This is a genomic window from uncultured Tepidimonas sp. (assembly GCF_938045175.1).
Taxonomy (GTDB): Bacteria; Pseudomonadota; Gammaproteobacteria; order Burkholderiales; family Burkholderiaceae_C; genus Tepidimonas.
In genome coordinates, this window is record NZ_CALIND010000180.1 from 1 (window position 1) to 6,288 (window position 6,288).

6 protein-coding genes are annotated in these 6,288 nt (G+C 69.4%); 3 read left to right on the forward strand and 3 right to left on the reverse strand.

What is annotated here, in order from left to right; all coding sequences use genetic code 11:
- On the reverse strand, nt 1-1,162 hold a 1,162-nt coding region (locus Q0716_RS09535; protein ID WP_299022577.1), incomplete at its 3' end, for an HD domain-containing phosphohydrolase.
- 114 nt (nt 1,163-1,276) lie between these two features.
- Between Q0716_RS09535 and Q0716_RS09540 the strand changes: the two genes are divergently transcribed.
- Together Q0716_RS09540 and Q0716_RS09545 are read left to right on the forward strand one after the other, a co-directional pair.
- Nucleotides 1,277-2,569 (forward strand): HD domain-containing phosphohydrolase, encoded by a 1,293-nt coding sequence (locus Q0716_RS09540; RefSeq protein ID WP_299022579.1) that lies wholly within the window; start codon nt 1,277-1,279, stop codon nt 2,567-2,569.
- Nucleotides 2,566-4,995 (forward strand): EAL domain-containing protein, encoded by a 2,430-nt coding sequence (locus Q0716_RS09545; RefSeq protein ID WP_299022581.1) that lies wholly within the window; start codon nt 2,566-2,568, stop codon nt 4,993-4,995. The genes Q0716_RS09540 and Q0716_RS09545 overlap by 4 nt, the downstream gene beginning before the upstream one ends.
- An 8-nt stretch (nt 4,996-5,003) precedes the next feature.
- On the opposite strand, the gene Q0716_RS09550 is transcribed toward Q0716_RS09545, so the two are convergent.
- Nucleotides 5,004-5,528, reverse strand: coding sequence for a TlpA disulfide reductase family protein (locus Q0716_RS09550; RefSeq protein ID WP_299022583.1), 525 nt, complete (start codon nt 5,526-5,528; stop codon nt 5,004-5,006).
- A complete protein-coding gene (locus Q0716_RS09555; protein ID WP_299022585.1) occupies nt 5,510-6,145 on the reverse strand; it encodes a hypothetical protein in 636 nt (211 codons plus the stop codon). Before Q0716_RS09555 ends, Q0716_RS09550 begins: the two co-directional genes overlap by 19 nt.
- Between Q0716_RS09555 and Q0716_RS09560 the strand changes: the two genes are divergently transcribed.
- A partial coding sequence (locus Q0716_RS09560) for a Mur ligase domain-containing protein (protein ID WP_299022587.1) occupies nt 6,052-6,288 on the forward strand: 237 nt, incomplete at its 3' end. The genes Q0716_RS09555 and Q0716_RS09560 overlap by 94 nt on opposite strands.

The window sequence follows — 6,288 nt, forward strand, 5'->3', positions numbered from 1 at the left end:
CATCGGCTTCGACCGCCCGCCGCACGGCATAGGCCGGGTCGGCGGTATCGCGCAGCGGCGGCTCGCCGCGCGGCAGGCCGTCGCGCGTGGTCAGGGCAAACACCAAGGGCACGTTGGCGCGCCGCCCGCGGCGCGCCACGACAGCGATCTCGCCGCTGGCCAGCTCGACATACGTGCCGGGCAGGTACAGGCCCAGCGCCTTGACGAACGCCGACCCGAGCGGCGTGGGCATGCCGCTGGCATCCAGGTAGACGTCGCGCACGGCACGCGGGGCCGGCAGCCCGGCACGGCTCAGACGCGGGCTGATGCGCGCGACGAACACATCGGCCATGCGCAGCAGTTGGGCATCGTCGCTGACGACGACCCGGCCCAGCGGGTACCCTGCGCCACCCAGCTGCTCGTGGTGGTCGCGCACCAGCTCCAGCCAGGCCTCGTCGCGCACGCCCACGGCGCGCAGCAGCGCCTCGCCACGCACCGGATGGTCGAAGACGACGCGCCGCTGATCGCGCGTCAGCGGGGTGTCCTGCCGCGCCAGATCGTCGTGCAGCCGCGCCATGCCGACGTTCATGGTCATGGCGGCGCGCTGCAGCGCCTGCAGACGCGGCGCCGCCCAGCCCAACGTCTGCCCCACCAGCCGCACCACCAGACCACACAGCAAGGCATGGCTGGCACTGTAGCCCTGGCGGCGGTCCATCAACATCTGCACCAGCACGAACAGGCTGTCGTCGATGCGCAAGCGCGTCAGCGCCAGCACGCGCTGTTCGATGCGCAAGAAGCGGTCGCCAAAGTCATGGACCGCCTGCCCCTGGTGCAGCAGCAGGGTGAGCTGCTCGTGCACGTCGGCCCAGTGCTCCTCGATCGGCCGCTGCTCGGGATCGGGCGCGGGCGCCTCCGCCACGCCCATGGGCCGCGCGACGGCCGCGATGTCCTCCAGCGGCTGCTCGCCACGCAGCGCGCGGTCGATGGCCGCGGTATAGCGGTAGGTCCAGTCGCGAAACTCGTCACTTTTGACCTGTGCGTTGTGCAGGCGTAACCATTCGCGATGGCGCTCATCGCGAACCGGCTGCCCCTTGCGCAGCAGCAGCTGGCCGTGGCCATCCCAGACGTCGACCGGCAGCGGCTCGCCCAGGGTGATGTCATCGATCGGCAATGGAACGTACATAGAGTGGCATCCAACCCATACTGTAGTACGACCGACAGTGCCGCAAGCCGCAAAAAGCACTCGAATCCAGGTTTCGTTGCGATAATCCCTTCATGTTGACCCGAGGACCCCAGGATGCCTGACGCGTCGCTACCCCTGATCCCCGTAGCGGATCTGCGGGTCGGGCACTACGTCCTGCTCGACCTCGGCTGGATGGAGCATCCGTTTCCGCGCAACCAGTTTCGGCTGACGTCGCAGCGGCAGATCGAGACCATCCAGGCGCTGGGCCTGACCCGGGTGCGCATCGACCCCGCGCGCAGCGACCTGGAGGCACTGGAAGCGCCCGCGCTGCCCGGCGCGGATCGGCGCCCCGCGGATACCCCAGCGGCCGAGGCCTCCACCCCTCGTACGCCCTCCGACCCGCGCGCCCAGGCGCTGGCCGAGCAACGCCGGTCGCTGCAGCGCTGCGAGCGCCAATACCACGAAGGGGCGCGGCGCTATCGGGCGCTGCAAGAGGCGGTGGAGCGCGATCCCCGGGCCGCTGCGGCCGAGGCGCACACGCTGGTCGGGTCGCTGCTGGCCGACATCGACGGCCAGGGCGAGTCGGCCATCCGTCTGCTGGGCGATGTGCAGGGCGACCGCGGCGCGCAGCACGCGATGAACGTAACGGTGCTGGCGCTGCTGCTCGGCCGCGCGATGGGGCTGAGCGCCGACGAACAGACGGCGCTGGGCCTGGCAGCGTTCGTGCACGACATCGGCAAGGTGCGCCTGCCCGACTTGGTGCGCTACAAAGACGATGCCTTCACCGCGACGCAGCTCAAGGTGTACCAGGAGCACGTCGAGCACGGCGTGACGCTGGCGCAGGCGATGGCCTTGGCGCCCCCCGTGGTGCAGGCGATCGCGCAGCACCACGAGGCGGCCGACGGCAGCGGCTTTCCCCGGGGTTGCAGCGGTGCGGAGATGTCCCTTGCGGCCCACATTCTGGCGCTCATCAACCGCTACGACGGGATGTGCAACCCCCTCAACCCGGCGCGAGCCCTGACGCCGCACGAGGCGCTGTCACGGCTGTTTGCCATGCAAAAGTCGCGCTTCGATGCCAAGACCTTGAGCGCCTTCATCCGCATGGTCGGCGTTTATCCGCCAGGCTCGATCGTGCAACTCAGCGACGGGCGCTTTGCGCAAGTGCAGGCGGTCAACGCGGCTCGCCCGCTCAAGCCGCGGGTACTGGTGCACGATCCACGCACGCCGCGCAGCGAAGCGCTGCTGCTCGACCTGCAAGACACGCCAGACCTATCCATCCAACGCAGTCTGCGCCCTGATCAGCTGCCGTGCGCCGCGCTCGACTATTTGGAGCCGCGACCCCGGTACTGCTATTTTTTCGAGCGCGCGCTTCGACCCGAGGGCGAGGCCCGGGAGGCCGCGGCATGAGTTATGTGCACTGGGCACCGATCATCGAGGGGCTGCTGGAGGCGGTATGGGTGATCGACCCGCGCACGCTGCGCGTGCTGACGGTCAACGCGTCGGCCGCGCGGCTGCTGGGCGTGCCGCGCGAGACGCTGCTGGGCAGCCCGGTGCAGGACTGGATCGCCGACCCGCAGGACCATGTGTACTGGCAGGAGTGGCAAGCCGGCATCGTGCAGACGCTAGAGTCCGAAGCCACGGTGCGCCGGGCCGACGGCTCGCTGGTGCGCGTGCAGCGGCGCATCACCCCCGTGACGCCCGACGGCGGCGAGACGGTGGTGCTGGTGGCGATGCAGGACTGCCGTGAATGGCAGCAAACCTGTCAGCAGCTCGAAGCATTGCTGACCGAGCTGCGCGCGGCGCTGGAGTCCACCTCGGACGGCATTCTGGTGTGCGACCTGCAAGGCCACATCCGCGCGTTCAACCGCCCGTTTGCCGCACTGTGGGGGCTGCCGGACGAGCTGCTCACACACCAGGACGACGCCGCGATCTGGGCCCATCTGGCCAGCAGCGTGTCCGATCCGACGGGTTTTCAGAGCCGGCTCGGCGAGCTGCAACGCGCCCCGCTGCTCGAGGCGCACGATGTCATCGTGCTGCGCAACGGCCGCATCCTCGATCGGGCCTCACGCCCGCAACTGGCGCGCGGCCGCCCGATCGGGCGCGTCTACACCCACCGCGACGTGACCGAACGCGCCGCCACCGACGCCAAACTGCGCTTGGCGGCCAAGCTGTTCGAAGCCAGCCTCGACCCGATCGTCCTGACCGACCCGCGGCACCGCATCGTCGCCTGCAATCCCGCCGCCCTGCGGCTGGCGGGGCTGGATGCGGCAGACCCACAGGGCGATTCGGTGGAGGCCCTGCTATACGCCCCTGGGCGGCCGGACTGGCTGCAGGAGGTAGACACCGCGCTGCAAGCCAAGGGCTATTGGGAAGGCGAGCTTTGGCTGCGCCGGCGTGAGGCACCCGGCGTGGCGTTGCTGGCGTCGTGGGTGCTGCTGCGCGACGGCCAAGGCCAGCCCTTGCACACGGTGTTGTTTGCCAAGGATTTGTCGGAAAAACTCGAGGCCCAACGCCGCATCGAACAACTGGCCTACACCGACCCGCTGACGGGCCTGCCCAACCGCCTGATGTTGGGTGAGCGCGTCGGGCACGCCGTGCGGCTGGCACAGCGCCATGGCCGCGGCTTTGCGCTGCTGTTCCTCGATTTGGACCGCTTCAAGAGCATCAACGACTCGCTCGGGCACCTGTTTGGTGACCGCGTGTTGGTCGAGGTGGCCGCGCGCCTGCAGCGCTGTCTGCGCCAGACCGACACGCTGGCGCGCCTGGGTGGCGACGAGTTCGTCATCCACCTGCACGACGCCGACCGCCGTGCCGCGGAGATCACCGCACGACGCATCATCGAGGCGATCGAGCAGCCGGTCTCGATCGAGGAAATGCAGTTCACACTCTCGTGCAGCATCGGCATCGCGATGTATCCCGACGATGGCGCGACCCTGGATGAGCTGATCCAGCACGCCGACACCGCGATGTACCAGGTCAAGGAGCGCGGCAAAGGGCACTATCGCTTCTACCAAGCCGACATGAATGCCGACCTGCTCGCACGCATCCAGATGGACCACGCGATGCGGCAGGGCCTGGAACGCGGCGAGTTTATGCTGCACTACCAGCCCCGGGTAGAGCTGCGCACCGGCCGGGCCACGGGCTGCGAGGCCCTGCTGCGCTGGCAGCGCCCGGGCGAGGGGTTGGTGATGCCGGGCACCTTCATCGCCGTCGCCGAGGAAACGGGGCTGATCGCCTTGCTGGGGCAATGGGTGCTGGACAGCGCCATCGCGCAGGCCGCCCAATGGGCGGCACAAGGCCGCCCACTGCAAGTGGCCGTCAACGTGTCGGCGTTGCAGTTTCAGCAGGCCGACTTTGTACAGGACGTGGCCGATGCCCTGCAGCGGCACGGCTTGCCAGCGCAGTGGCTGGAGTTGGAACTGACCGAGTCTATTCTGATCCGTGACACCGACGAGGCGCTGGCCAAGCTGCAGGCGCTCGCCGACCTGGGGGTGACCCTGGCACTGGACGACTTCGGCACCGGTTTCTCCAGCTTGGTGTATTTGCGACGCTTTCCGCTGCATCGGCTCAAGATCGACCGCAGCTTCATCACAGCGGTGCCAGAAAACCCGACCGATGCGGCGATCGTGGCCGCCATCGTGCAAATGGGTCATGCCCTGTCGATGGAAACCGTGGCCGAGGGCGTGGAGCGGCCCGAGCAGGTGCAGGCGCTGCTCGATTTGGATTGCGACCACTGCCAAGGCTTTTTGTACGCGCGCCCGATGCCCGCCGACGCGCTGCAGGACTGGCTGCAGCAGCGATCCGCCGAGCCGTCACGCCCGGCAGCGGCGTGACCCGGCGCTCATTGAATCGCGTCGGCCCAGGCCTGCAAATCCGACGGCTTGACCTGCCCCAGCTTGCGCTGCACCACCCGGCCGCTGCGATCGAGCACCACGGTAAACGGCAGCGCCCCTGTGGTGTTGCCCAACGACCGCGCGAGTTCCGTGCCACCCAAGCCCGCCAGCCCGATGGGGAACGACAACGGCTGGCGCTGCAGAAACTGGCGCACCGCACTCGGCTGATCGATCGCCAGCGCCAGCACCTGCCAGCCCTGGGCCTGCCGCTCGCGGTAGAAGCGCTCCAGTAACGGCAGTTCCTCGACACACGGCGGGCACCAGGTGCCCCAGAAATTGACCAGCAGCGCCCGGCCGCGAAAGGCCTGCGCTTGGATCTCGCCGCCGTCGGGCGCGTCCCAGCGCAGCGCCCAAAACGCCTGCTCGGCCCCGGCGGCGGGATCGGTCGGCGCCAGCCGCCACCACGACAGCGCGCCGCCAGCGGCCGCCGCCGCGGCCGCCACGGCGGCGATCGTCACGGTCCGTCGTTGCATGTCTCGCATCCTTTCGCCGCGTCGGATTCGGCCGCCGCGAGCAAGTTTCGCAGTTCGGCACGCGTGCCGCGCGGTACCCGCCCCAGCGCGTCGGGCAGGCGCGCGCCGCGCTGGGCCTGCGCATCGTTGACCCACAGGTGCAGGCCGACCGCCTCGCCCAGTCCATCGCAGCGCACGGTCAGGCTCAGCACACTCGTCTCCTTGCCTTGCAAACCCGGCGCGCAGCGCGCGTCGTAATCCAGCCCCGCGTTGATGAGTGCGATCTCCACCGCCTTCGGGTCGTCGCTGAAGAGCTGCAGGTGAATGTCAGACAGGCGCGTTGCCGTGCCGTGCCAGACCGCACCCCCCAGCAAGGGCTCGAACGCCGCCAGCCGCTCCATCCAGGCGAGCGCCGTCTCGCGCAAGGCGCGCAACTCGGCGGGCTGCGTGTCGGCGTGAAAGATCGCCAAATGCTCGCGCACGGCGGCATCGATCAGTGCTGGCCCGGGCGGCGGCGTACGGGCGGGCAGGCGCAACTGGGTCTGTGCGCGCTGCAGCGCCCGGCGCGCCTCCAGCCCCTCGTCCACCATCAAGGCGGCAGCGACCGCCGCCCATTCCCGCTGCACGTCGTCATCCATGCCCGCATTGTCCGCCATCGGCGCGAGACCCCAGGCGCGGCCGCGATAATGCCGGGATGCACATCCACATTTTGGGTATTGGTGGCACCTTCATGGGCGGGCTGGCGGCGCTGGCGCGCGAGGCGGGCCATCGGGTGACCGGC